This is a genomic window from Actinosynnema sp. NPDC059797 (assembly GCF_042732085.1).
In the GTDB taxonomy this organism is placed as follows: Bacteria; Actinomycetota; Actinomycetes; order Mycobacteriales; family Pseudonocardiaceae; genus Actinosynnema.
Genome location: NZ_JBHWIE010000105.1, coordinates 1 through 23,574 on the forward strand (window position 1 = coordinate 1; position 23,574 = coordinate 23,574).

The 23,574-nt window shown below is 71.2% G+C and carries 16 protein-coding genes; 4 read left to right on the top strand and 12 right to left on the bottom strand.

Going from position 1 to position 23,574, the window contains the following annotated elements; translation table 11 throughout:
• Positions 1 to 72 precede the first annotated feature (72 nt).
• From ACFV4N_RS22660 to ACFV4N_RS22685, 6 genes are all read right to left on the bottom strand, one after another.
• A complete protein-coding gene (locus ACFV4N_RS22660; protein ID WP_499674565.1) occupies positions 73 to 192 on the bottom strand; it encodes a keywimysin-related RiPP in 120 nt (39 codons plus the stop codon).
• Between the two features lie 52 nt (positions 193 to 244).
• Positions 245 to 667, bottom strand: coding sequence for a lasso peptide biosynthesis B2 protein (locus tag ACFV4N_RS22665; RefSeq protein ID WP_499674566.1), 423 nt, complete (start codon positions 665 to 667; stop codon positions 245 to 247).
• Complete coding sequence (locus ACFV4N_RS22670) at positions 664 to 864, bottom strand: PqqD family peptide modification chaperone (protein WP_499674567.1); 201 nt, start codon at positions 862 to 864, stop codon at positions 664 to 666. The genes ACFV4N_RS22665 and ACFV4N_RS22670 overlap by 4 nt, the downstream gene beginning before the upstream one ends.
• Positions 865 to 895: 31 nt before the next feature.
• On the bottom strand, positions 896 to 2,713 hold the full coding sequence (locus ACFV4N_RS22675) for an asparagine synthase-related protein (protein WP_499674568.1): 1,818 nt from the start codon (positions 2,711 to 2,713) through the stop codon (positions 896 to 898).
• 111 nt (positions 2,714 to 2,824) lie between these two features.
• Positions 2,825 to 4,741 carry a S8 family peptidase gene (locus tag ACFV4N_RS22680; RefSeq protein ID WP_499674569.1) on the bottom strand — a complete coding sequence of 639 codons (1,917 nt, stop codon included), beginning with the start codon at positions 4,739 to 4,741 and terminating at the stop codon, positions 2,825 to 2,827.
• A gap of 40 nt (positions 4,742 to 4,781) precedes the next feature.
• Positions 4,782 to 11,036, bottom strand: a complete 6,255-nt coding sequence (locus ACFV4N_RS22685) for an RHS repeat domain-containing protein (protein ID WP_499674570.1) — start codon at positions 11,034 to 11,036, stop codon at positions 4,782 to 4,784.
• 209 nt (positions 11,037 to 11,245) lie between these two features.
• Here ACFV4N_RS22685 and ACFV4N_RS22690 point away from each other — a divergent pair, with 209 nt between their 5' ends.
• Positions 11,246 to 11,512, top strand: coding sequence for a hypothetical protein (locus tag ACFV4N_RS22690; RefSeq protein WP_499674571.1), 267 nt, complete (start codon positions 11,246 to 11,248; stop codon positions 11,510 to 11,512).
• A gap of 2 nt (positions 11,513 to 11,514) precedes the next feature.
• Here the strand turns inward: ACFV4N_RS22690 and ACFV4N_RS22695 are convergent, their stop codons facing one another.
• The 5 genes from ACFV4N_RS22695 to ACFV4N_RS22715 form a co-directional block, all read right to left on the bottom strand.
• Positions 11,515 to 12,114 carry a hypothetical protein gene (locus ACFV4N_RS22695; protein WP_499674572.1) on the bottom strand — a complete coding sequence of 200 codons (600 nt, stop codon included), beginning with the start codon at positions 12,112 to 12,114 and terminating at the stop codon, positions 11,515 to 11,517.
• Positions 12,111 to 16,676, bottom strand: coding sequence for a DUF6531 domain-containing protein (locus ACFV4N_RS22700; RefSeq protein WP_499674573.1), 4,566 nt, complete (start codon positions 16,674 to 16,676; stop codon positions 12,111 to 12,113). Before ACFV4N_RS22700 ends, ACFV4N_RS22695 begins: the two co-directional genes overlap by 4 nt.
• Positions 16,673 to 16,978 carry a type VII secretion target gene (locus tag ACFV4N_RS22705; RefSeq protein WP_499674574.1) on the bottom strand — a complete coding sequence of 102 codons (306 nt, stop codon included), beginning with the start codon at positions 16,976 to 16,978 and terminating at the stop codon, positions 16,673 to 16,675. Before ACFV4N_RS22705 ends, ACFV4N_RS22700 begins: the two co-directional genes overlap by 4 nt.
• A gap of 4 nt (positions 16,979 to 16,982) precedes the next feature.
• A complete protein-coding gene (locus ACFV4N_RS22710; RefSeq protein WP_499674575.1) occupies positions 16,983 to 17,426 on the bottom strand; it encodes a YbaB/EbfC family nucleoid-associated protein in 444 nt (147 codons plus the stop codon).
• Positions 17,427 to 17,558: 132 nt separating this feature from the next.
• The gene (locus tag ACFV4N_RS22715; protein WP_499674576.1) at positions 17,559 to 18,788 is read right to left on the bottom strand and encodes an FAD-dependent monooxygenase; all 1,230 of its coding nucleotides are present in this window, start codon (positions 18,786 to 18,788) and stop codon (positions 17,559 to 17,561) included.
• Between the two features lie 259 nt (positions 18,789 to 19,047).
• On the opposite strand from ACFV4N_RS22715, the gene ACFV4N_RS22720 reads away from it, so the two are divergent.
• Positions 19,048 to 19,617 carry a YbhB/YbcL family Raf kinase inhibitor-like protein gene (locus ACFV4N_RS22720; protein ID WP_499674577.1) on the top strand — a complete coding sequence of 190 codons (570 nt, stop codon included), beginning with the start codon at positions 19,048 to 19,050 and terminating at the stop codon, positions 19,615 to 19,617.
• Here the strand turns inward: ACFV4N_RS22720 and ACFV4N_RS22725 are convergent.
• On the bottom strand, positions 19,614 to 19,958 hold the full coding sequence (locus ACFV4N_RS22725; RefSeq protein WP_499674578.1) for a hypothetical protein: 345 nt from the start codon (positions 19,956 to 19,958) through the stop codon (positions 19,614 to 19,616). The two genes, ACFV4N_RS22720 and ACFV4N_RS22725, sit on opposite strands and share 4 nt — an antisense overlap.
• Positions 19,959 to 20,181: 223 nt before the next feature.
• On the opposite strand from ACFV4N_RS22725, the gene ACFV4N_RS22730 reads away from it, so the two are divergent.
• Together ACFV4N_RS22730 and ACFV4N_RS22735 are read left to right on the top strand one after the other, a co-directional pair.
• Positions 20,182 to 21,402, top strand: a complete 1,221-nt coding sequence (locus ACFV4N_RS22730; RefSeq protein WP_499674579.1) for an ROK family protein — start codon at positions 20,182 to 20,184, stop codon at positions 21,400 to 21,402.
• Between the two features lie 532 nt (positions 21,403 to 21,934).
• Positions 21,935 to 23,446 (top strand): cellulase family glycosylhydrolase, encoded by a 1,512-nt coding sequence (locus tag ACFV4N_RS22735; protein WP_499674580.1) that lies wholly within the window; start codon positions 21,935 to 21,937, stop codon positions 23,444 to 23,446.
• Positions 23,447 to 23,574 lie beyond the last annotated feature (128 nt).

A 23,574-nucleotide genomic window follows, 5' to 3' on the forward strand; every position in this document is an offset into this window, starting at 1 on the left:
TGGCGGATCGCCACACCCGAACCCGGCCATCGGCTACGACTCTTGATCAGCTCCCGCTGCGCTCGGGGGCGATCAGAACCAGGAGTGCCACAGGAGGATCCCCTCGTAGTAGATGGGGCCGATGAACCCCGTCTCCTCGGTGAAGTCCCCCAGTTCGACCACCGTCGGAGCTTCGTAGTTCTCCTTGACCATTTGAAGACCTTTCTTCAGGTTCGTCTTGTTCCCAACCGGATTTCCGGCCGAGTCATCGTGCTGGTCCGACTTCGATCAGGCGTCGGTAGCAGGTGCTGTCCAGTTGTTCGCCGATCGATCGGCCTTCGGCCTCGATCCATGCGTGTGCGGCGAATGGTGGTGCGGCCAGTACACCGACGCACCAGGTCGGTGTCACCCCGCGCATCCGGCAGAGCAGTACGCTCGCGATTGATCGTTGCAGGCATGCTTGTTCACCGCTGCAGCGCGGGCTGACCGTGAGCACGCTGTCGCGCGCGTGTTGCGCCTCGCCGATGGTTGCGGGGCGAGCGCCTGTCCGGAGGTGTGCCAGTGTTGCTTTGATGCGTTTGGGCTTCTGTCGTGCCAGCACTCGTGCGACCGTAACGGCAATCGACGTGGCCAGGTAACCGGAGACCGAGAGTTCGACCTTGGTGGCAGGAATTTCTGGGAGGGTCATGCTATCACCAGCCCGGTCGTGGACAGCTGTGCGAGAAAAGCGTTGACGTCGGCGCGCGCTTGGTCCGGGTCGACGTCGAACCGGCTGATGATGGATTCGACAACGGCGTCTGTTCCGCGAGCCAGGTTTTCGATTACCACGGTGCCGACCGAGCTGATCTGCCAGTATCGGCCGACGCGTTCGTCCAGCAATACCATGCCGTACTCGGTACGCGCGGTGGAGACGTCCTCACGTAACCGCATCTTTTCGTTCGCTTTCTCCTCGAGAGTGCCTGTTGGTGCGCAGGAACACCACGGTGTTGAGGGTGGTGTCGAGGAAGTAGTCGTCGGCGCGCATCTGTTCGGGGCGCAGACTGCCCACGAGCGCGGTCGTGTCGAGGATGCCGAGTTCGACCAGCGGGGACTGCGCGCACAGGTCGAGCAGGGCCGGCCAGTGGTCCCGCAGGCCTCGAACACCTTGTGCGGTGCCGTTCGTCTTCGTGGTGCGGGTGAGGAAGTCGGCCGGCAACGCGTTGCGCATCGCCTCCTTCATCAAGGGTTTGAACTCCATCGGCGTGTCGCGTTCTTCGTGGCGGACGGCGAACGCCGCTTCGACGACGCGATCGTCGAAGAAGGGCGCCTCGTACGGCACTCCGAGAACGGCCGCGAACTGCTGTGCGCCGCGGACGAGGCTCGTTCCGCCGCGCACCGCGTTTAATTCGTCGTGTCGTGCCCGGTCTGGGCCGAGCGGAACCACTTCCTCGGCCACTTCCGCGAGTCGCCCGCTGATCAAGGTGATCGCGTGGTGGGTCAGCCAGCGCGGTAGCTTCACCGGGAAGTCCCATTCGAGCGTGACCGGCCTTCGTTCGCCGCGCCCGAGACGCACGTCCCCTGCCATCCGGCGAAACCACCGGCGGTACGACTCCGCGGTGAGGAGTTCGCGGACGACGGGTGTCATCGGTCTGCCCATGAGCAGGCCATGGGTGCGGGCCCGCCGCCAGCCGAGCCAGGGGTGCCGGCGGAAGATCGTGTGGTCCCACACCGGGCGTCCTTGCAGCAAGTGGTCTCCGCCGAGGCCGTTGATGCACAGGCGGGCGCCCCTGGCGGCGGCTTCTCGCACGATGTGCCCGACGCGCGGCGAGGCCAGGTACGCCTGGGTCGGCTCGTCGAGCCGTTCGGTGAAGTCGACCATGCCATCGAAGAATTGCGGCATGTCGTCGGTCGAATACGTCGTGTGCCGCACCTGCGGCATGCCGGGCAAAGCCCGCCGAGCCCACAGCAGGTCCTCACGGCCGCCGGGGTCGTCGTTGTACCCGGTAACGGCCATTACCTCGGCCGGGCCCTGAGCGGCCAGGTAGCACAATGGCGTGGAATCCAAACCGCCGGACAAATCACACTGGACCCTGCCGCCGTCGCGGGTTCGCACACCCACGGCGGTCTCCAGCGCGGCGCGGAACGCGGTCGCCCCTTCTGCCAGGGACAGCACCGGCTCGGGTCGCCGCCACCACGGCACAGTCCGCAGATCACCGCCGGCCAGCAGCAGGTACTTCTCCGGCTCGACCGGGGTGACCCCGCGCCACAAGGGTTCCTCGCGGAGGGGGTGCGGCAGTGTCTGCAGGAGGCGCAGCGCCAACGTGACCTCGTTGAACCCGAACCCGCCCAGATCTGCCAGCACGTCGGCCCGGTCGGACGCAACGGTGACGCCATCCACGACGGCGTGGAAGACCCGTCTGAGCCCCGATGCCGAGCCCTGTACGCGGAGCCGGTCACCATCGGTCGCGACCAGGTGGAAACTCCCGGCGAGCCGGTGGGCGAACGGGTCCAGGTTCCGCACGTCGCCCGCGCGGTCGAGGTTGTGCCGCAACTCGTCCTCGGTCGCCGACGAACAGCCGATCACCGCGCCACGCGAGCTGCCGGCCTCGGCGGTCACGATCTGCGCCGAGTGGGTCCGCGCGATCAGCATCGGCCGCCCGGACGGGTAGCGCAGAACCTGATGTGCCGCCTCGTCGAACCGTTCCGCGACTCGACTCGCCCTGACGCTGTCCGGAAAGGCAACGAAGAACCACATCGTGCCAGCCCTTTCGAGTATTGCGAAGATGTGCGAATTCCCCGTCATCTTCTCTGCGAGAGGATGCCGCGGACGGTCGAACCGACTGATATCGAATCCGAGTGGCGGCGGTCAGCCCGCGTTGAGCGCCAGGTCGTCGAGCACGAACGACGTCGGCAGTGACGAGTCCTCCGCTCCGGTGAAGGCGATCGTCACGGTCCGGCCCGCATAAGCCCCGACGGGGAACGAGCGGAGCGTATAGGGCGACTCGTCGATGTTGCTGTACGTGGCGAGCACCGTCGAGCCGACCCGGATGGTGAGCGTGTCGTACGCGATGCCGCTGCTGTACTCGCCGGAATGGATCTTCAGGTACAGCGTGAGCCTGGAGTTCACGCAGCCCGCCGGGATGGCGACGGTCTGCTGCAACGTCTCGGTCATCGCTTCGCCGTAGCCGTTGAGCCAGGCGGACCGGCTGCCGGACCGGGGCGCGTTGTCACCGGTCCACGGACCGATCGTGTAAGTGGCGTCGGTCCAACCGGTTTCACCGCTCTCGAAACCGGGGTTGACCAGCTTCTGGCCGGGGCTCGCGCAGCCGCCTCCGCCCTGTGGGTTCACCGTCCAGGTGAACGACCCGCTGCCCGCGCGACCACCGGTGTCGGTCGCGGTGACCGTGACGCCGAACGTGCCCGGTGTGGTCACTGTGCCGGACACCAGGCCGGTCGGGCTGACCGAGAGGCCGGAGGGCAGGCCACCGGCGGTCCACGTGTACGGCGGGGCGCCGCCGGAAGCCGACAGTTGGAGGCTCACCGCCGTGCCGGCCGTGTCGGTCCGGTTGCCGGGATTGGCCACCACTGGGCCGCCGGGCACGCCGCCACCGCCCGCCACGAACAGCAACCGGTTCGGCGAGCCGGGACCGGCGTCGTTGACCTTGTCCGGCGTGGCGGCGGCGAACATCGCGTCGGCGACCCGGTCCGGGGTCAACGTCGGCTCGGCGCCGAGCAGCAGCGCGGCGGCGCCGGCGACGTGCGGTGCGGCCATCGAGGTGCCGTCGATCGTCAGGGTGTCGCTGTCGCTGCCGTTCCACGCCGACGTGATGTCCACACCTGGCGCGAAGATGTCCGTGCACGTGCCGTAGTTGGAGAAGATGGCGCGGTAGTCCTCCGAGTCGGATGCGCTCACGGTGATCGCCTCGGCGACGTTGGCCGGTGAGGCGTCGCAGGCGTCACCGTACTCGTTGCCCGCGGCGACCGCGTACGTCACGCCGTCGGCGATGGACGCGCGCACGGCAGCTTCCGACACTGGCTGGGGAGCAGGTCCGCCGAGGCTCATGTTCGCCACCGCGGGGCCGCCGGTGTGGTGGCCGGTGACCCAGTCGACGCCCGCGGCGACCGTGGCGGTCGTACCGCTGCCGTCGCAGTCGAGGACCTTCACCGCGATCAGCCGTACGCCCTTTGCCACGCCGTGAGCGCTGCCGCCCACGGTGCCGGCGACGTGGGTGCCGTGCCCGTGGCAGTCGGTGTTGACGTTGTCGACCGTGTTCGTGCCCCAGGTCGCGCGGCCGCCGAAGTCCTGGTGGCTGGTGCGGATCCCGGTGTCGATGATGTAGGCGGTGACGTTCGCCGCCGTGTTCGGGTAGGTGTACCCGTTCGCCAGCGGCAGGTCGCGCTGGTCGATCCGGTCCAGTCCCCAGGACGGCGGGTTCGGCTGCGTGTCGGAGGCCTCGACCCTGGCGTTCTGCTGCACGGACGCGACCACCGGTTCCGCGGCCAGTTTCCGCGCGACCTCCTCGTTGAACGTGCCGGCGAACCCGCGGAACGCGTGCCGGTACGTGTGCGTCGCCGTGAGGTCGTACTCGTCGGAGAACCCATCGGTGACCGCGTCCACGCCGCTGACCGAGACGGCCGCGTCGCGGTAGGTCACGATGTAGCTGTCCTCGATCACGGCCGGGTTCTCCGTGCCGAGGATCTTCCCTTCCGCCGCCGCCGGTGTCGCGGTGACGACCAGTGCCGTGACCGCGGCCACCGTGCCCAGGGCAGTGAATCTTCGCACGTGTTTCATGAACGGGGTTCCCCCTTGTTGGTGTGGTTCGTCAGATCGACCAGATCGGACCGAGATTGCCGATCAGGTCGTCGCGGATGCTGCGACCGAAGCCGATGCCAGGCAGGGACACGCCGCGTTCCACCGCGTAGTGGGTGTCCGACCAGGCGATGCCCCCGAACTCGCCTCCTGGCAGCGCGCCGCCCGCCGAGGTCGACGCCTCCTCGGGGAACTTGCCCACGACGGAGTCCGGTGCCCGTACACCCCGGGAGTAGATCCAACCCACCTTGATGGCGGCGCTTCCCCCTTTGGCGTCGACGCCGACACCCGCTCCCGCGCTCACGGACAGGTAGACCTGGCCGGTCCGGGTGACGGTCAGGGTCAGTTCGACCGACGCGACACCCTTCCCCCAGCTCACCGCGAGCGAGATGTAGTCGGGCGCGGCTGATGCGCACAACGCCCTGTGCTGTGCGCAGAACGCCTTGACGTGGGCGCGGTTGAGGGTCTTCCCGAGTTCTTCGGCCGCCTTGGTGCACCGGCCGTTCGTGTCACTCAGGGTGGCCGTGCACTTGTTGAGCGCCTTCTTCGACAGGTCGGTCTTGGCGATGGCATCGGCGAGCGCGTACAGCGCCTCCTCGACGGTCTTGGCCTTGGGCGCGGCGCGCTTCCACGGCGGCGTCCGCTCGGCCTTGGGCAGCTTGTCGCAGTTCTTGCCCTGGTACCAGCAGTCGTGCTGGAGCTGCGCCTGGTTCTTCTGCCGGCCGCGCAACGCGTCCGCGTCCGGCATGCAGTTGGTCTTCTTGGCGCTGGAGCAGCTCGCCAGGCCACTGGGGTCCATGCGGCTGACCGGGTTGTCGCCGGCGTAGGCGTAGCTGTTCATCCACTGCGGGTTGCGCAGGTCCAGCGCCGGGTCGGGGCTGATGAACCTGCCGATCGACGGGTCGTAGAACCGCTCCGACAGCAGCGTGAGGTCGGTCGAGGAGTCCTCGGTCTTGCCGAGGAAACCGCGTTCGGTGACGGTGATGTCGTCGCGTCCGCCCCGGTGGCCGCCGAACGGCAGGTACCGCTGCCGGGCGACGCGGCCGGTGCCGTCCTCGATGGCGAGCTGTGCGCTGCGTTGCGGGTCGGCGGCCAGCCAGGTCAGCCCGCCCGGCGTTCGCACCGCCACCACCGCGCCGTCCCCCGCCAGGTAGTACCTGCTGCCGGTGACCGAGCCGCCGGTTGCGCGCAGTTCCGTCTCGCCCAGGTACAGGGTGGTGCCGTCCGGTCCGCGTCGGACGAGGCGCTCGCCGTCCGCGTTGTAGACGTGGTCGGTCGACTCGCCATCGGTGGTCGTGCGGCCGAGTCGGCCGGTCTCGTCCCACGTGAAGTCCGTCGTCTTCCCGGCCACGGTGCGGGAGGTGAGTTGACCGGTGTCGTCGTAGGCGTAGGTGTCAGTCCGATCGGGTCGGGTGATGGAGGTGACGGCGTTGGGCCGCGCCGCGCCCGCCACCGGGTAGGTGTACTCGGCCTTGCGGCCGTCGGTCTCGACGCTGGTGATGTTGCCGACCTGGTCGTAGGTGAAGGCCTGCCGGTAGGGGTCCGGTCCTTTGCCGTCCGGGCTGGTCGACCAGCCACCGGAGCAGTCCGGGCGCGTGGTGGTCCAGGCGTGTTCGAGCCGGTTGGCGCTGTCGTGGGTGAAGCACTCCGACTGCACCCCGAGCCGACCGTCGACGAGCGCGGTCTTGTCGGCGATGCGGACGACGTTGTTGCCGTCGTCGTAGTGGAAGTCGTCGTCCTGCACCTTGACGGGTGAGGTGGTGTTCGCCTTGGTCAGGGTCGTGGTGTTGGCCAGCCGGTCTGTGGCCGGGTCCCACGTCAACTGGCGGGCGATGTGCCCCAGGGCGCCGTACGCGCGCCTGCCGAGCTTGCCGGTGCCGGTGTAGGCGGTGTCCTCGACGTACACCGTGGACCCGCCGAGGTCGGAGGTGAGTCCTCTGGCCTGCCCCTGGTCGTTGTAGGTGGCGGTCACCTTCTCCGCGGCGAGCCCGCCGACGGCGGGCATGCCCACCTCGGTGCGCTGACCAGCCCGGTTGTAGGCGGCCGTGAAGGAGTAGGTCCCGGCCAACGGGCCCTCGACGGCCGGGATGGTGATCGAGGTGGCCGTGGGCCGGTAGTCGGTGTCGTAGGCGGTGATCCGGTAGCGGTAGGCGTCGGAGCCCACCCACCGGGTCGAGGAGTCGAGGTGGCCGACCGCCACGCTGTCGTAGGTCCACTCGGCGAGCTTGACGTCCGACTCCCCGGCCCACTGCGCGGTCTTGCGGCCCAGGGCGTCGTAGTCGTAGGAAGACTTCCGGCCTCGTCCGTCGACCGTGGAGGTCAGTCGCCCGGCGAGGTCGTAGGACCAGGTCCCGCTGCCCGAGTCGGGGTCGGAGCCGGCGACGACACGACCCTGCCAGTCGTACTGGAAGGTCCGGACGCCGCCGCGAGCGTCGATGATCCTGGTGAGGTTGCCCTCGGTGTCGTACTCGTACCGGGTCTGGTGCGTGACACCCGGAGACTGCTGCTCGACCACCCTGGTGACCCGGTCCTGGCTGTCGAACCAGTACTCGGTGGGGCCGCCGGTCGCCGGGTCGACCACCACCAGGTCCTCGCCGCGGTAGGCGGCGGCCACCTCCCGACGATCGACGCCGTTGCCCGCGTGCACGGCGGCGGTGACCCGCTCGGCGCCGTCACGCACGTACCTGGTCGCCGCCGGTATCGCGGCCTGAGCGGGGTTGAGCAGGCCCGCGCCGGCTGACAGGGCGTTGTGCATCGGCGACGTGGCGATCGCCAGCTGACCGCGGCCGTCGTACATGCTCGCCACCACGACCCGGCCGCCCGCCGGTGACGGCGTCTGCGCCTCGCGGGTGCGGCCGAACCCGTCGTCGAAGACGTGGCTGGCCTGCCACTTGGCGCCGGCGCCCGCGCCGGTCAGGAGCTTCTCCGTGAGGGTCCGGACGGGTGCGGTCGGCTGGCCGGTGCCGCCGTCGTACGTGATCGCGTACGACATGCGCGTGCTCGGCGTGCCACCGCCGCGCGGGTCACCGGGGCCCCAGACGGCCGTGGCGCGGCCCAGCGCGTCGTAGTCCAGCTCGGTCACGCCGCCCTGCGGATCGCGGATCTTCACCGGCTGGCCGTGCGCGCGGCTCGACCACGTCGTCGTCCGGTGGCCGACCGGGTTCGTGGTCGTGACGCCCACGTCGGGGAAGCCGACGGCCGGTTCGTAGGTCGTGGTGGTGACGTGACCGAGCGGGTCGGCCACCGAGACGACCCGGCCGTAGTCGTCGAAGGTCGATCCGGTCACGGCGATCCGGGTGGCGTCGACCCAACGGCGTTCCTTGGTGACGTTGCCGTCGGAAGGCTGGGTGGCGTTGTCGTAGGTCAGCTCGGTGCGCCCGGTGATCGTGCCGGTGATGCAGGTGTCGCCGGTCCGCTCCTCGATCACGGCGGGGTAGGAGATCAGCCAGAGCGCCGTGTTCCTGGCGTACCTGGTCGTGGTGCAGGTGTTGTCGGTCGCGAGGCCGTCGGCGCCGTAGTCGTTGCGGCGGATCGGCAGACCGTGGCTGTCGTAGGTGGTGCGTACGTCGGTGTAGCGGAAACCGCCCGTGCTCAGCGCCTGACGGCCGCGCGTGCGCACGTCGTCCACCCGGCCCGGGTGGAGCACACCGGGACCGTCACCGGTGTTCACGCGCGCGTACTCGTGGCGGGTCGACTCGGTTTCGACGTACTGGCGGGGGGAGTAGCCGGTCATGATCGAGCGGGTGCTCTGGAGCTGCCGGCCGGTGAGCACCGCGAGGTCGTCCCACGCGCCGCCGTCGAAGTCGGTGATCCGCCGCTGCTTCTTGCCGCCGTCGGCGTGGACGTCGTCGAACATGCCCCGGAAGAACGTGTCGGTGGTGACCGTGTACCCGGCAGGGTCGGTGCCGGACCCCTTGAGCGTGCGCACGGACTCGTAGCCGCGCGCCTCGCTCCAGGACGCGGTCTCCAGCCTGGTGGTGCCCCCGGTGTCGTTGCCGGGCACGGTGAGCGTCGTGCCGAGGTAGTTCGTCGGGAACGCCCACGCCGGTCGGCCCTGGTACTCGTAGGAGGTCACCACGTCCGGCGACGCGGCGACGGTGTCGCGCTCGACGACCTTGGTGACCAGGTACTTGTGGTAGACGCCCCACATCACCTCGGGGCCGCCGGCGAACGGCATCCAGAAGTCGTAGGTGCGGAAGCAGTCCTGCTCGTTGCGGTCCCAGGCGACGCCGAGGTACCAATCGCGGTAGCCGGCCGCGTTGGCTCCGCCGTCGGGGCAAGAGTTGGCCCTGCCGTAGGTGACCTCGATCCGGCCGCCGTAGCCGTTGTGCACGGTGGCGATGCGCGGCAGGATCGCCTTCGGCTTGATCAGGAAGAAGTCCGAGCCCCAGTCCACTCGCCCGTTGAGCTCGACCGCGTCGAAGTCGACCGGCGGCAGCCGCACCTCACCCGCGCCGGCCAGGCCGACCGGGCGCAGGTAGTCCAGCCACAGCGTCGGCGTGCAACACCCGTTGGTACCGGACTCGGGCGAGCGGAGGTACTTGAACCGCAGCTGGATCTTGTGCACGTCGTCCCAGGCGCCCGTACCGCCGTCGACGACGTGCGTCACCACCGAGTCCAGCCGCCGCACGACGAAGAACGCGGGCGAGCCGTTGCCGCACTGGTAGGTGTCGCACCGGAGGAGGTCGTCCGGCACGTCCCACGAACCACCGCAGTGCAGGTCGCCCGTGCCGGTGTCGATCGGGTAGGGGTCGGCCAGCGGGTCGTCGCGTTCGGTGGTGCTGGAGCACCGGGACACCATGTTGAACACGGCCTTGCTGGTGGGTGTGCTCGTGGGGACGGTGGTGTTGGCGCCCCACTCGATCCGGTCGAGGTAACCGCCGCGGTCGTAGTCGATCGGCGTGTACCGGTACGTCGGCGGCACGCCGCAACACACCTCGGTCTCGTAATACCGGTACTTGCCCGACTCTCGCTTCCAGTGGAACGTCGTCAGGTTCTCGTTGGCGTCGACGACCTGGTCGAGGTTCCAACGCCACGGCGCGAAGCACACGCCCGGGTAGTCCCGGCCGCTGTTGGCGTACCGGTCGTTGCACGGCTCGCCGGTGTCGTCGCCCGCGAACGGCACCTGCCACATCGAGTCGCGCCGGAAGCCGAAGCGGTGGACGTCACCCGCCTGCGTGGTCACCTGCCAGTACGGTTGGCCGCTCGCGCCGTCGGCCAACTGTTCGAGCTTCCAGCCGTAGTCCTCCTGGGTCTTCCACGTGCCCGTGAGCCGGTCCTTGACGATCCGGCTCGACTTCCCGCCCAACGACAGGAACAGCTCGGAGTTGGTCGGATCGGTGGTGTCGGGCCGGCCGTCGTTCTCGTCCGGCGATTCCCAGCAGAAGTGGCCCCAGTACCGCTGCTCCGACTTCTTGCCCGCTCCCGTGGCGTCCTCGGCGCACGGCTTGTAGCGGCGTTCGACGTAGTCCGCCCCGAGCTGCCAGCCCAGGCCTGTCCACCCGGACTGGGAGTTGGTGGACGCGGTCATCCCGTCGACCGCGGACGAGTTGTACCGGAAGGTGAGCGCCGGGCCCTTGCCCTGCGGGGAGGCCGGCACGGGGACGGGGTAGCCGTAGGTGAACGACCCCGACGACAACCCGGTCTGCCAGCTCCCGGTCGGTGCGAGGTCCGTGGCGCCGAAGTTGCCCGCGAACGACCCGCCGGCGGTCGACGCGAGCATGAGCACCGGTGCCGGTTCACCGGACGGCCCAGGGGTCACCTCGACGGTGAACGTGTGCCGGGACAGGTCGTTGCGTGCCGGTACCCATTCCCGCCCCGGCATCTTGACAACCCGCAGGCGACCGGCGAAACCGGCGCCGTGGGCGTCGGCGAAGCCCGAGTAGTCCAGCTCCAGCACGAGCTTCTCGGCATCGCGGCGATCGTCGACTCGCGAGACCCGGACCCCGAGTCCCACACCTCCCAGGCGAGCGACGACGGTCGGGTCCAGCCTCTCCACCGTCACCTCGGTGCTGCCCGCGGCGTTCGCGCGCGGCAGGGCCACCCGGCGCGTGGCGGCGGTCGGGTACACCGGCGTCGCGCGGGTGACGGGGCGAACGGCGTCCTCCGCGCCCACGTCGCGGGAGGCGGGCGGCACCGGCGACGCGGCGACCTGCGGATCGGCACGCCGGTCAGCTGCCCGCGTCCCGACCAGTGGTGTGGAGGCGGTGACCGACGCCAGGCAGAGCGCGAGCACGACGAGCACACCGACGGACCTGACCTTGCCCATACCCTGCCCCCCCCGGGAACGAATCGACGCGGTACTCGCCGCGTCGTCACCCCTGACCTGCGCCGACCAGCATCGGTCCCAGACCTGGAGGAAATCTGGGGCGAGGCTGGGACGCGGGTGGCGAACCCTGCGCCAGCGCGGATCGAGTGGGCGTCGAGTGACGCGTGGGGCCGGTCGGGTGTCCCGAGCGAGTGCCCGGTGGCGTGGTCATGGCGGCCGTCGACCGCGTGCCTGTCGGCGAGGTGTTCGAGGGGTGTCCGCGCACGCCGCGGGTCACCGCCGAGCTGCCGGCCCCGACGGACCTGACGGCGCGGGTGTTCTCCCGGGCGGATCCGGTGTTCTGGCCCTTACGTGGCCCGGCGGGTGATCACGACGCGGCAGGAGGTGAGCTACGCGCCATCCTGGAGGTCATGCGGCGGGTTCTCGGTGTTCTGACCGCCGGACTTGCCGACTGCGACGACGAGGTCCGGCGGTGAGTTCAGAAGCCCCACGGGTCCGGGTGGGGTTCACGCGCGGGGTCTTCCGACCAGATGAGCCGCGCCTCGACGTCGCGGGCGACCAGTTCCACCAACCGGTCGACCATCCAGCCGTTCCAGTGGATGTTGGTGGACTGCGGCACCCGGAAGGCCGGCAGGCCGACCGGCACGGCCTCGGCGCGGAACACGGACGTGCGGATCGTGCCGTCCCACTCCGGCTCCGACGACCTGGCCGTGTCCAGGCAGTCGACCACCTCCTCGACGAGGAAGACGAACCACTCCCCGCTCCGCTCCCCGTCGACGTGGAGCGGGTGCAGGGTCCCGGCCGCCTCGAAGTCCGCGCGGAACCGCTCGGCGACGCGACCCCCGACGACCGGGGCCGAGTCGCCGGGGGAGAACTCCACCGGACGCCAGGACGGGTCGCCGACCCACTCGGCCTTGATCCGCTCCGGGAGGTCCTCCGGCGAGCCGGACAGCTGCCAGCGGACGATCCCGGTCAGGTCGTCGGTGTCGAGGGCCAACGACCGGTAGTCGCCGCGCTCCTCGCCCATGCCGGTGAGCAGCCGGTACACCGCGCGGTTGCGCGGGATGTCGGTCATCACGCGGTCCAGTATGCACCGGGGCCCGGGCTGCCACCGGCGAGCTCCCGCTCGACCGCCCGGCCGATGCTGCGCAGCCGGTCGGTCAGCAGGTTGCCGATGGCGGCGTTGTCGAGACCGCGGGCCTGGCCCTGCGTGACGACCCGCTGGAGGTCGTTGAACACCCTTTCGTGGAACCCGCCGCGGTGGGTGTAGTTGTGCGGCGTCGGGTGCGTCAGCGGGATGCCGTTGGCGGCGTTGTTGATGTCGACGCCGTAGGTGTTCAGCAGGTCCCTGCTCCGCGCGCCGAACGCCCACTGGTTCTGGCTGCCGCCGGACGGGACGATGTGCGCCGCCGCCTGCCCGGGACCCGGCGCGCGCCCCTCGGCGGCCATGTTGGCCCGGAGGATCGCCGCGTTCTGCTTGCACGTGAGCAGCCCGAGGTAGTCCAGGAACGCCAACGGGTTGACCGCGTACGCGCGCTGGTTGGGACCGCCGGCGAGGCCGAGCGGGTCGGCGCTGGTGTACTGCCCGGTCGCCGGGTCGTAGTAGCGGAAGTAGTTGTAGTGCAGGCCGGTCTCGGCGTCGAAGTACTGGCCGGGGAAGCGGAGCGGGGTGTCGGTGGTCGTCGCCGGGGCGCGGCTCGTGATGCCCCACAGGGTGCGCCGGGCGTGCCACGCGATGCCGCCGCTCTCGTCGACCAGTTCGGTCGGCGTGCCGATCAGGTCGGTGACGATGGCGAAGAAGCGCTCGTCGACCACCTGCTGCGGCGCGTCCGCCATGCTCGTGCGCTCGACCTGGCTCACCGGTCGGACGCCGTCGCGGTCCCAGGTCGTGGTCCGCACGTCCGGGCGGTCCGCGGCGCGGTGCGACTGCTCGGCCAGGTGTACCCCGTCCCAGGTGAACAGCGTCTCCTCGACGACGCGGTCGCCGTCGAGCCGCTGCTTGGCGATTCGGCGCCCGAGCGGGTCGTGCCGGTAGCGCCACCTGGTCCCGTCCGGGGTGGTCACCCCGGTCAGCCGGTCCTCGGCGTCCCACGCGTACGACCAGGTCTGCCGCTGCCCGGACAGGGTCCGGCGGGTCCGCTCCACGATGCGGCCCTGCGCGTCGTGGCGGTAGAGCACGTTGCCGCTGCGGCGCAGGACCGCGCCGGCGTACTCGCGGTCGCCCTGGGCCTCGACCTGCCGGTCCGGCCACGCGGCGCTGGTGACGTTGCCGGCCTCGTCGTAGGCGTAGCGCTCGGCCCACCCCGGGCCGCGCACCGCGGTGACCCGCCCCACCGGGTCGAGGTCGAAGGTCCGGGCGCCGGCCGTCAGGTCCTGGACGCCGGTGACGGCGCCGTCCGCGCGGTAGCGGTACGCGCGCTGCCCGCGCGGCCTGGCGAGGGAGTCGGTCACCTGCTGGCCGATCAGGCGGTGGTTCGCGTCCCACGCCTGGCTCACCACCGCGCCGCCGCCCAGCCGGCGGCGGACCTCGCGCCCGGCCGAGTCGTAGTCGACCCGGATGCCGTGCCCGGCGACGTTCACGCCCAGCGGCTGGTCGTTGGCGTCGTACTCCCAGCCCGTCCGCACCCCGGCGGGGGTGGTGCGGAGGATCCGCCGCCCCAGCAGGTCGTACACGGACTCGACGACGCGGCCGTCGCAGCTCTCCTCGGTCACCCGGCCGAGCGGGTCGCGCCGGAGGACCACCTCCGCGTCCGGACCCACCGCCCGGACCACCTGGTCGAGCGCGTCGAACTCGTAGGTGGTGACCGCGTCGCCGACGCGCTTCTCGACCACGTTGCCCCGCGCGTCGTGGCGGAACGCCGTCACCTCGCCGGTGCCGGTGGTGCGCGCGACGAGCTGCCCGGCCGCGTCGTTCTCGTAGGTCAGCGCCCGGCCCGTGAAGTCGGTCTCGGCGATCAGGTTGCCCGCCGGGTCGTAGGTGTAGCGCCACACCATGCCCCGCTGGTCGGTGACCGACACCAGCCGCAGCTCGGTGTCGTAGCCGAACTCCATCCTGGAGCCGTCGACGTCGACCTTCGCGGACGGCAGGTCGAAGCAGGTGTACTCCGTGCGGGACACCTGGCCGAGCGGGTCGACGAACGCGATCTCGTTGCCCTCGCCGTCGTAGCGCCAGTGCTCGGTCGTGCCGTCGGGCTGGGTGCAGGAGATGAGCCGCCCCTCGACCGTCCAGCGGAGCCGGGTGACCCCGCCGAGCGGGTCCACGACGGTGGCGACCCGCCCGAAGGCGTCCCGGGTGTACCGCGTGGTCGCGCCGAGGAAGTCGGTGACCGCTACGGGCAGCCCCGCCGCGTCGGTCTCCACCCGCCTGGTCCGGCCGAGGGCGTTGGTGAGCCCGGTGGGACGGCCGAGGTCGTCGACGTGGTAGCGGGTGACCGCGCCGGTCGGGTCGGTGACCGCCACCAGGTTGCCGCGCTCGTCGTACCCGTTGCGCCACACCGAACCGTCGCGCCTGGTCACCGCGGTCGGCCGGCCGGAGCCGTCGTACTCGGCGGTCGTCGCCAGACCGTCCGGATCGGTCACCGCGATCAGGTTGCCGTCCTCGTCGTAGGTGAACCGGGTCGTGTGCCCGAGCGGGTCCGTGCGGGACAGCAGCCGGTCGTAGCGGTCCCACTCGGACACCACCACGCCGCCGTTCGGGTCGACGACCCGGACCACCTGGTGGGCGTCGTTGAGGTGGAAGTGGGTGGGGTGCCCCAGGGAGTCGGTGTAGGTGGTGAGGTGGTGCAGGTAGGTGAAGGTGCCGGACAGGTAGCCGTGCGCGCCTTCGTTGCGGACGCAGCGCCCCCGCTCGTCGTACTCGTAGCGGTACCACACGTCGTTGCGGTCCTGCCAGCGGGTGATGCGCCCGGCGTGGTCGTAGGTGAAGCGCAGGGCGGCCCCGGAGGAGTTGACCACTTCGGCGAGCCCGCGGTCGGCGTCGTAGCCGTAGCGCACGAGGGTGATGTCCTCGGGGCCGGCGAGCACGAGGGCGGTTACCAGGCCGTCGGTGGAGTGGACCGCGATGTGGTAGCCGCCGGAGTGGCGCACGGCGGTGGGGGTGCCGTCGGCGTCGTGGTCGATGTCGATGCGGTTGCCGTTGAGGTCGGTGATGGCGGTCAGCGGCCGGACGCGACCCGGTCCCGCGGCGAAGTGCCGGATGCGCCGCGCCTTCACGTCGGTGACCCGGTAGGTGCCGTCGTCGCCGCGCGACAGGGGCCAGCGGGGGCCTTCCAGCGGGAGGACGTGCTCGCCGCCGGGGTGCGGGTAGACCAGGACCATGCCGTCTTCGGTGACGAAGCAGACGCCGTGGTGGTCGACTTCGAGCCGCTGGTCCAGGGTGGAGGCCCAGGAGGCGCCGAAGCGGGTGCCGACGCGGTGGGCGGAGAGGTGGGTCCGGGTCAGCCGCAGCGGGAGCACGCCGTCCAGCTCGACGTCGGTCTGGGGGAGGAGCACTTCGCCGGAGACGACGTCGACCGGGTCGCCGCAGGTGGGGCGGTCGGACTCGGGTCGCGCGCTGCCCTTGGGGTCGTCGCCGACCTGGGAGCGGGCGCTCGGGTTCGTGGTGTCCGGCTTGGTCCCGCTCGGCGAGGTGCCGCTGGGTGAGGTGGTGCCCGGGGAGGTGCTGTTCGGGGAGGTGCTGTTCGGCGACGTGTCGGGGGACGTGGTCCCGCTCGGTGAGGTGCCGGAGGGCGAGGTGGTACCGGATGGTGACGTGGTGCCGGACGGGGACGTGGTGCCGGACGGCGAGGTGGTGCCGGAAGGGCTGGTGCCGTCCGGGCCCTTGACCGTGGGGGCGTCGGGTGCGCTCGGGGCGCTGGACGGGCTGGTGGTGCCGGGCGTGCTCGGGCCGTCGGCCCTGCGGCCGAGCTTGCCCAGCTTCTCCATGATCTCGCCGAGCTTGTCCAGGACCTTGCGGATGCGCGGGGTGACGTTGCCGATGGTCTTGACCAGCTTGCGGACCAGGTCGGAGATCCGGTTGCAGACCCGGGCGATGGTGGAGGTGGCCTGGGCGACGATCAGCGGCGTGGCCAGGCCGAGGGTGGCGACGGCCTCCAGCGCCCAGGTGATCAGCTTGCCGACGACCTCGGCGACCAGGTCGCGGATGATCTCGCGGACCGCGGCCACGACCTCGCCCATGACCATGACCCCGGTGCCCACGCCCTCGGCCAGCGTGGCGGCCCCGGCGATGGCGTCGGCGGTCTGGGCGGCGTGGGCCCGGTAGGTGTCGGCGGCCTGCCCGGACCAACCGGGCGCGTCCTGCTGCCCCAGCTCGGCGGCGATCCGGCCGACCTCACCGGCGACGTTGGACCAGGTCTGGGAGAACGAGCGGATCACCGGCGGGTCCCCGGCGAACCAGTCCAACGCCTCCTTGAGCGGCTGCACGTGCTCGATCAGCCACCCGACGCCGTAGGAGGCCACGGTGCCCACGGGGTCGATGACCATCGACAGCACTTCCAGCCCGACCCCGACCCCGCCCAGGCCGGCCTCGACCCAACTGCCGTCGGAGATGCCGTTGGCCAGGTCGACGGCGGACTCGGCGATGCCGATGCCGGTGACGGCGGTGGTGTCGCCCTGCGGCGCGGCGATCAGCGGATTGGTCACCGGTTCATCCCGCCGAAGCGCGCGGACTCGCCGGATTCCTGCGCGTCGTAGTCGCGGGAGGTGCCGCGCAGGTTCGCGGCGTTGTCGGCCACCGTCTCCGCCGCCGTGGTCAGCGCCTGCACGCCCATCTCCTCGAACGGCTGCAGCAGCATGGCGAACGGCTGGCACACCACCCCGTAGGCGGAGTCGTTCATCGCCACGGTCCGGGCGGCGTCCGCGGCCGTGCGCAGCCGCTCGGCCAACCCCTCCACCCGCCCGGCCAACGCGGCGATCTCGCCGGTGACGACCTCGTACCCCGTCATCGTCTCACCCCAGGTAGCTGTCGTCGCTGAAGTCGCCGTCGTCACCGCGCGGCCGGCGCGGCGGGGCCGGCGGGGTGTCGGGCTCGGGCTGCGGGAAGCTGCGCTCCGCGGTGGCCACGATGTGCCGCCCCGAGGCGGTGTCACCCACCGTGTCCCCCACGATCCGCGCCAGTTCGGCCGGGTAGGCGGCCTGGGCCTGGCGCATCGCCTCCATCACCGCCGCCGAGATCTGCTCCGGGCGCAGCCGCGACACGGCCTCGGTCATGGTCACCGCGCTGGGGATGCCGTTCGACCCGACGGTAACGCTCACCGCGCCACCGGCGGCCGACCGGGTGATGGAGATCCGCTCGACCTCCTGCCGCATCGACTCGTACCGCGCCGCCTTCTCCTGGGCGTCGCGCTCCCAGTCGTCCACCAGGCGCTGCACGTTGGCCAACGGGTCGGTCATCGGATCCCCCCTGGTGACGCGGTGATCGGACCAAGCTACTGCGCATCGGACGACGGCCGGGGCGGTTCCGTTCCCAAGATGACCGGTTCGGCCCAACCGGCTGCTCCGGACCGCCGGTCCGGGGGCGGTGGCCTACGGCTTGGCCGAGGAGGCGATCGGTGGTCCGGCAGGTGCCCCGGAGTCCGGCACCCCGGCGTAGTCGGGCAGCTCGACGCCGTTGAGCACGCGCCCGACCAGCTCCGCGAACCACTCGCCGGTGAAATCGGGGCTCGGCTCGGCGTCCGGCCCGGGGACGTCGCGGCTGCGGGCGTTCAACCGGCCGATCTCCTGGTTGGCCTCGACGAACGAGCGCATCCGCGCCTCGTAGCCGGCGAACCCGGCGTCGGGGTCCCACCCGGCGGCGGCCAGCTCACCGGCCAGCAGGTAGGCACCGACCAGGGCCAGCCCGGTGCCCTGCCCCGACAGCGGCGACGAGCTGAACGCCGCATCCCCGAGCAGCCCCACCCGCCCGCTCGACCAGCGGTCCATCACCACCTGGGCGACCTGGTCGAGGTAGAAGTCCGGGGTGTCGTCCAGGTGCGCGAGGATGTCCGGGGCCAGCCAGCCCAGGCCCGCCATCCGCTCGCGCAGCAGGACCTTCTGGGCCGCGACGTCGCGGTGGTCGACGTCGAAGTCGGCCGAGGCGAAGGAGAACATCGCCATCGCCCGGGTGGCGTCCTGGAGGGGGCGCAGGAGGGCCGAGCGCCCGGACTCCCGGTCCTGGTACTCGAGCAGCCAGCGGTCCAGCCCGAACTCGTTGGGCACGCTGTAGAAGGCCAGCACGTGCCCGAGGTGGCGCAGGAACCGCTCGTGCGGCCCGAAGACCATCGCCCGCAGCGCCGAGTGCAGCCCGTCGGCCCCGACCACCAGGTCGAAGCGCCGCCGGTCGCCGCCGGCGAAGGTCACGTCGACCCCGTCCGCGTCCTGGGTGAGCCCGGCGATCCGGTCGCCGAAGACGTACTCGACACCGTCGCGGGTGTCGTCGTAGAGCACCCGGGACAGGTCGCCGCGCAGGATCTCGACGTCCGCGATGAACCCGTCGCCGCCGTCGTCGTCGGCGCGGAAGGTCTCCAGCACGTTCCCGTCCGCGTCCACGGTGTGCGCGCCCGCGGTGTCGGTGCACGCCGCGCGCACCGCCGCGTCCAGCCCCATGCGCCTGATGACCTCCTTGGTCACCCCGCGCGCGTCCACCGCCTGCCCGCCGGGACGAAGCTCGGGCGCCCGCTCCACCACGGTCACCTCGGCTCCGCGCCGCCGCAACCAGTGGGCCAGCGCGGGCCCCGCGATGCTCGCCCCCGCGACCAACACCCTGACACCGCTCACCGCGCCCCCCTGCCACCCATCCGGATCCCGGTCCGGATCCTACGGTGATCCGCGGATGAGGCCGGCGCTCCCCGCGTGTGGGCGTTCGACGGATGGGCGGGCGGCGGCCTCGCTGTCCTCAGCACGGTGAAAGTGGCACTCGGCGACGTTCCACCGGCACCGGTGTGGTCCGCGGCCGCCCCGACTGCCTACGCTGGCCACCGCCGCGAGCCGCACATGCCCCACGGACCCACCGGAACCACATCCCTGGGAGCACCACGTGACACGCATTCCGTATGCCCTCGTCATCGCCGCGCTCACCGCCACCGCCGCGCTCCCCGCCCCCGCGACGGCGTCCCCGGCCGCCTTCCAGCTCTCCAGCCCCGCCTTCGCGGACGGCGGCACGATCCCCGCGGTCCACGAGTGCACCAGCGGCGGCGGCAACGACCCCGCCAAGCGGAACGAGTCCCCGCCGCTGACCTGGACCGGCGCCCCGGCCGGCGCCAAGAGCTACGCCGTCGTCATGCGCGACCTGGACAACAACAACCTCGTCCACTGGGTCATCTACGACATCCCGGTCGGCGCCACCTCGCTGCCCCGAAACGTCCAGCACGCCTACCGACCGGCGGTCCCGGCCGGGGCCCGGCAGGTCTACTACCGGGGCAGCGCCAGCCTGTACGGCTACCAGGGCCCGTGCTCACCGTCCACTGTGAACACCTACGAGTTCGTCGTCCACGCCCTCGACCGGACCACGCTGACCGGCCTCGGCCCCAGCTCCTCCACCACCACCGCCGCCCGCGCGATCGCCGCCGCCTCCCTCGGCTCGGCCCGGATCACCGGCGAGTCCTAGCCGCGTCGGTCGCCCCTGTGGTCGTCCTGCCGGGGAGTTGGAGGCGAAGACGCGGGGTCGAGGCGGCTCGGGCGTCGGGGGACCGGTCGGCCGAGGCGTTCCTGCGGGTCCTGCGTGGTCACGGCCACCGGGGTGCGGGTGACCAGGCGGCGGAGGAGCACGTCGCACCCTGCGGCCAACCGCCGCAGCACCCCCACGCCGTCGACGGTGGTCCGTTCACCGGTGACCTCGACCTCGCCGTCGTGCCGGCGCAGCACCTCGACCGCGACGTCGACCTCGGGCCGGCCGAGGTCGTGCTCGGTGCAGAGGACCTGCCGGTTGACGTCGGTCAGCTCCACCACGTCCGTGACCCGAACCGTGGGATACCGCCAACACCCACAGCCGACGACCTGCGCGACCTGTCCCGGTTCAACGTCTTCGTCCACCAGACCGACGGCGCACCACGACGGAGGGACAGCTCCCACCCGGCGAACCCGCAGGTGAGCGGCTTGCCGGTCGTCGCCGCCAGCGCCCCGCGAACCGTAAGTAAAGTAGCCTGGCAAAGGGGTGGGCGGAGGAGGTTCCGTGGCGAGGAGCCCGGTGTGGGCGAGCCGGCCGAAGACGCGCGGTCTGGTGCTGGACGTGATCAGGGCCGCGCGGACGATCAGCCGGGTGGAGCTCGCGGCGGCGACCGGTCTCACCGGGGCGACGATCTCCGAGGTCGTGCGTGAGCTGCTGGGCGACGGCCTGGTGGTCGAGGTGGGTCGTGGTGCGCCGACGGGTGGCAAGCCGCGCACGCTGGTCCAGCTCAACCCTCCGGCCCGCTACGGCGTGGGCGTGCAGCTGGAGCGCAACGCGTGCGTCATCGTGGTCGTGGACCTGGCCGGGCGGCCGGTGGCGCGGACCTCGTTCCACGGCGTGGCCTCGCTGCCGCCGGATCGGGCGCTGCCGCTGGTCGCGTCACAGGTGGACGCCCTGCTGACGACGGCGGCCGTGGACCGCGACAAGGTCCTCGGGGTCGGCCTGGTCAGCTACGGCCCGCAGGACCGGGGCGCGGGTGTGCTGCTGACGCCTCAGCCCACCGGGGAGTGGTGCGACTACCCCGTCGCGCGGCGCCTCTCGGAGCACCTGGGCCTGCCCGTGCTGCTCGACAACGACGCCGCGGCGGCCGCCATCGGCGAGTACTGGATGGGCGCGGTGGACCCGCGCAGCACCTACGGCTGCATCTACATGGCCACCGGGATCGGCGGCGGGGTGGTGGTCGCGGGCGAGGTGTACCGGGGCAGCTCGTCGAACACCGCGGAGATCGGCCACGTCTCGATCGACGTCCACGGCGACGAGTGCCCGTGCGGTAACGTCGGGTGCCTGGAGAACTACGCCGGTCCGTCGGCGGTGGTCCGGCAGGCGTTGGCGACACCGGACCTCGCGCGGCGGCTGGCGCTCGACCCGTCCAACGAGGACTTCCTGACCGAGTTCTCGCGGATCGCGGCGGCCGCGAACGCCGGTGACCCCGAGGCCCGCGGACTCGTCGAGCGGTCGGCGCGCTACCTCGGTCACGCCGCGGTCACCCTGGCGGTCCTGTTCGACCTGGACGCGATCGTGCTGGCCGGGCAGAGCTTCACGGTGGCGGGTTCGACCTACCAGGCGGTGATCCAGGAGCAGTTGGACCGCCGGTTGTTCGCCCGGCGGGCTCATCCGGTGCGGGTGGTGCCGTCGGTGAACGGGGCGGACGCGGCGGCGATCGGCGGGGCGGTCCTGGTCCTGCAGGGCGAGTTGACGCTCGGCCGCGGTCGCCCGGGGGAGTAGGCGCCGCCAGCTTCCCATTGTTAACTTTTCTAAGTAAGTAGGTCAAGAGGGTGACTCCCTGAGGGGGGCGGCACTGCGGCACGCTTCAACGTCGTGTGTCCGGTGTATTGACTTACTTCGGCTACCTGATTAACTTCCCGGGTGGCCTTGGTGCGCGCGGCGACCGACGAGGAAGAGGGCTGTCATGACGCGCTCGAACCCGCACGACGGCTGGCGCCTCTGCGCCGCGAGAGGTCCGGTGCCGGAGGTCCTCGCGGGTCGGCGAGCGGGTGGACCTTGTCTTCGAGGGCATTGACGCCGCCGCCACTGCGGAGCCGAACGGGACGTGCTCGGCGACGTCCGAGGGTGCTCCGCTGCGCCAACGCGTCGGTGATCGGCGTCTCGTGAACCGCTCGACCGGCGGTGTTCCGCCACGGTTTCTCTGGGAGCGCTCCCGGAGTGGTTGGACCGTTCCGTTCACCGGCCCGCCGGCCCGTTGACCCCGTCCGGGACAACGCGGCGGGCCGGATCCCACCTGCACAAAGGAGTGCCGATGTCAGGAAGAATCAGAAAACGCCGCACCGCGGTCGCCGTGTTGGGTGCCGTGGTGTCCGTCGCGGGCACGGCCTTGATGGCTGCCGGCGGGTCGTGGGTGAGCGGCGCGAGCGCGGCGCCGGCGTTCGCGTGCCGGGTCGACTACTCGACCAACGACTGGGGCAGCGGGTTCGGCGCGAATGTGACCATCGCCAACCTGGGCTCGTCCCCGGTCAGCGGTTGGACGCTGACCTACAGCTACGCCGGCAACCAGGCCCTGCAACAGGGCTGGAGCGGCACGTGGTCCCAGTCGGCCAAGAAGATCACCGTGACCAACGCGAGCTGGAACGGCACCATTCCCGCGAAGGGCGGTGTGAGCGCGGGGGCGATCTTCTCCTACAGCGGCGGCAACGCGAAACCGACGGACTTCGCGGTCAACGGCGCCCCCTGCACCGGCGTCGACCCCACCACCACCACGACCACGACCACGACGAGCACTCCGCCGGTCGACGGGCCGGCGCCGGAGCTGCGCGTGTCCGGCAACAGGCTGGTCACCGAGGGCGGCACGCCGTACCGGCTGCTGGGCGTGAACCGCTCCAGCGGTGAGTTCGCGTGCGTGCAGGGCAAGGGCATGTGGGACGGCGGTCCGGTGGACCAGGCGTCGGTGGACGCGATGAAGACCTGGAACATCCACGCGGTGCGGGTGCCGCTGAACGAGGAGTGCTGGCTGGGCGTCCACGGCTCACCCGGCGGCGTCACCTACCAGCAGCACGTCAAGGACTACGTGGACCTGCTGGTGGCCAACGGCATCAACGTGATCCTGGACCTGCACTGGACCTGGGGCGCCTACCCCGACAGCCCGGACTGGCACTGCAAGGACGAGCACGCGACCTGTCAGAAGCCGATGCCTGACGCGCGGTACTCCCCGGAGTTCTGGACCGGTGTCGCGAACACCTTCAAGGGCAACGACGCGGTCGTGTTCGACCTGTTCAACGAGCCGTACCCGGAGATGGCCGCCGACTGGGACAAGGCGCTGGGCTGGCAGTGCTGGCGCGACGGCGGCACCTGCACCGGCCTGCCCTACGAGGTCGCCGGCATGCAGGACCTGGTCGACGCGGTGCGCTCCACCGGCGCGACCAACGTGCTGATGCTGGGCGGCCTGGAGTGGGCCAACGACCTGCGCGAGTGGCTGACCTACAAGCCGGTCGACCCGTTGGACAACCTCGCCGCGTCCTGGCACGCCTACAGCTTCAACGCCTGCGTCACCGAGGCCTGCTGGGACACCCAGATCACCCCACTGGCCCAGCAGGTCCCGGTCGTGCTCGGCGAGTTCGGCCAGGACGACTGCGGCTTCGACTACATGCAGCGAGTGGTCGACTGGGCCGACGCGCACCACATCGGCTACCTGGCGTGGACCTGGAACCCCTGGGGCTGCACCACGGGCGCCGTGCTGATCGAGGACTGGAACGGCACGCCCGAACCCGGGGTGGGCGAGGGCCTGAAGGCGCACCTGCTCTCCGTCGAACCGTAACCACCCGCACCCGGGCGTGTCGCAGACCTCGTCGGCGGCGGGGAGCGCGTACAGCGCCACTCGCGGGTTCACCGCCCACAACATGTCGTGTCGGTTCTACAGGTGTGACGCTGGCTACGCGGGCTGGA

What these genes read in the sequence shown, in the direction of transcription:
- ACFV4N_RS22660 (WP_499674565.1), bottom strand. Translation starts at nt 192, where the DNA reads ATGGTCAAGGAGAACTACGAAGCTCCGACGGTGGTCGAACTGGGGGAC.
- ACFV4N_RS22665 (WP_499674566.1), bottom strand. Translation starts at nt 667, where the DNA reads ATGACCCTCCCAGAAATTCCTGCCACCAAGGTCGAACTCTCGGTCTCC.
- ACFV4N_RS22670 (WP_499674567.1), bottom strand. Translation starts at nt 864, where the DNA reads ATGGTATTGCTGGACGAACGCGTCGGCCGATACTGGCAGATCAGCTCG.
- ACFV4N_RS22675 (WP_499674568.1), bottom strand. Translation starts at nt 2,713, where the DNA reads ATGTGGTTCTTCGTTGCCTTTCCGGACAGCGTCAGGGCGAGTCGAGTC.
- ACFV4N_RS22685 (WP_499674570.1), bottom strand. Translation starts at nt 11,036, where the DNA reads ATGGGCAAGGTCAGGTCCGTCGGTGTGCTCGTCGTGCTCGCGCTCTGC.
- ACFV4N_RS22690 (WP_499674571.1), top strand. Translation starts at nt 11,246, where the DNA reads ATGGCGGCCGTCGACCGCGTGCCTGTCGGCGAGGTGTTCGAGGGGTGT.
- ACFV4N_RS22705 (WP_499674574.1), bottom strand. Translation starts at nt 16,978, where the DNA reads ATGACGGGGTACGAGGTCGTCACCGGCGAGATCGCCGCGTTGGCCGGG.
- ACFV4N_RS22710 (WP_499674575.1), bottom strand. Translation starts at nt 17,426, where the DNA reads ATGACCGACCCGTTGGCCAACGTGCAGCGCCTGGTGGACGACTGGGAG.
- ACFV4N_RS22735 (WP_499674580.1), top strand. Translation starts at nt 21,935, where the DNA reads ATGTCAGGAAGAATCAGAAAACGCCGCACCGCGGTCGCCGTGTTGGGT.